Here is a 1,607-nt window from a genome sequence, read left to right as displayed (position 1 = left end):
GAGTTTTCTCTTTGCTTTGCTTGAGCCTTCAAAGGAACTCAGGGCTTATGAAGATAAGAACCAGGGCTTTCAGAAACTTGCCCTCATGGAGGAAGCAAAAGCTCTTCCATGGGGTGCTGTGTGGGATTATTTTTGCCTGACGAACAATGTGCCTGTTGGTGCGGACTATATTTCCGAAATCGAAAAATATGAGACAAAAGTACTTAGTAAACGCTGAAACACAAAACTTACCGTTTTTCAGGGTGTTCAGAAAGATGATTCCTTTTGTTCTGATGATTGCTTTCTTCGCTCATAACCTTCATGGGCAGGTAGTAATTAATGAAATAATGGCCAATAATAAAACCATTATTCAGAGCAATACAGGAAAATATTCTGACTGGATAGAACTTTACAATAAAGGTTCGGAACCGGTCAATATAGCCGGCTGGATGGTCTCTGACAGTCCGGAAAAACCCTCACGTTATGTCATTCCTTCAGGTATGTCCGATTCAACAGTCATTGCACCGAACGGATTTATGGTTCTATGGGCTGATGGAAATACTTCGGCCGGAATCAGGCATCTTCCGTTCAAGCTGAACAAAAAGGGAGAATTTATTGCCATTTACTCTCTTCAGCAGGGGAAGACGGTTTGCGTTGACTCTATCCGGTATAAAGCAATGAAACAGGACATTTCCTTTGGCCGAAAGCCTGACGGTGGAAAAAACTGGGTTGACTTTAAAAAACCGACTCCGGGAACAAAAAACTTGTAAGCATTTTTGTTCAGCGCTATTCCTGAACCATTTCTTTGTTCCGGAATCTGTATGTGAGCCGCAAGCCAATAATGTGTCGGTCCTGTGGTTTCTTTACATTGAATTCATCTTCGAAAATATAGAAGGATGACAGGGAGAGTATTTTGCTCAGCCTCCAGTCAATGCCAAAGGAATATCGGTTGGCACGTGCTTGATTGATGCCGTCAAGTCGCCTGAAATTTTCCCATCCCAGGAAAGGATCGGCTACCTTTGACATATTCCAGTTCAGTTCAATCTGATTGCGCAACCAGTTTTCCGTTTTACTGACAACAAATTCATTGCCCCGTTCATAACGGAGCCGGTAACTAAGGCTCAGCGGGAACCTTTTCTTTGACAGATCAACATTTCCATCCAGATAATATTTGCCGGCATCGTGATCGTTGGGTACAAACAGATAGCGGTATTTGCCGCGGAGGCTGAATATTTTGCTGATGCGCCATCGGATGCCCACCTCAGTGTAAGTAAATTTGAATGTTCCTATATGGTCTTTCCACCGGCATTCCTGCTCCAGATCCAGCCGGAAATTTTTGTTGACGTCATAACGGATTCCTGCCCCAGTCCATAGCTCTTCATCTGTCGTCTGGGAGAAGGCTTCCATGGAAACTACTGATAGCAAAACGGGCAGGATGACAAGGGGCGAAAAAAACAAAAAATGTTTACTGATCAGGTTATTTCCCATTCCCTTCATGCTGGCATTCCTTTTAGCAGATCTTCAATTTTTTCCAGTTCATTTTGTGTGAAATCCGGTGCCTGCAATATAGCAAGATTTTCCTGCAATTGTTCGACACGGGAAGCACCTACCAGCACCGAGGTAATACG

4 protein-coding genes are annotated in these 1,607 nt (G+C 43.6%); 2 read left to right on the top strand and 2 right to left on the bottom strand.

Annotated features, from left to right (window positions below):
* Positions 1-217 (top strand): L-rhamnose isomerase (locus GX419_13355; protein NLI25683.1); only part of this gene is annotated, 217 nt, incomplete at its 5' end.
* Positions 189-749 (top strand): lamin tail domain-containing protein, encoded by a 561-nt coding sequence (locus GX419_13350; protein NLI25682.1) that lies wholly within the window; start codon positions 189-191, stop codon positions 747-749. The genes GX419_13355 and GX419_13350, both read left to right, overlap by 29 nt.
* A gap of 16 nt (positions 750-765) precedes the next feature.
* Here the strand turns inward: GX419_13350 and GX419_13345 are convergent, their stop codons facing one another.
* The gene (locus tag GX419_13345; GenBank protein ID NLI25681.1) at positions 766-1,476 is read right to left on the bottom strand and encodes a DUF2490 domain-containing protein; all 711 of its coding nucleotides are present in this window, start codon (positions 1,474-1,476) and stop codon (positions 766-768) included.
* Positions 1,473-1,607, bottom strand: a 135-nt coding sequence (locus GX419_13340) for an L-glyceraldehyde 3-phosphate reductase (GenBank protein ID NLI25680.1), incomplete at its 5' end; no start/stop codon positions are given. The genes GX419_13340 and GX419_13345, both read right to left, overlap by 4 nt.

Source organism: Bacteroidales bacterium (assembly GCA_012517825.1).
In the GTDB taxonomy this organism is placed as follows: domain Bacteria; phylum Bacteroidota; class Bacteroidia; order Bacteroidales; family JAAYUG01; genus JAAYUG01.
This window is presented reverse-complemented; position numbering and strand designations above follow the sequence as displayed.

What these genes read in the sequence shown, in the direction of transcription:
- GX419_13345 (NLI25681.1), bottom strand. Translation starts at nt 1,476, where the DNA reads ATGAAGGGAATGGGAAATAACCTGATCAGTAAACATTTTTTGTTTTTT.
- GX419_13350 (NLI25682.1), top strand. Translation starts at nt 189, where the DNA reads ATGAGACAAAAGTACTTAGTAAACGCTGAAACACAAAACTTACCGTTT.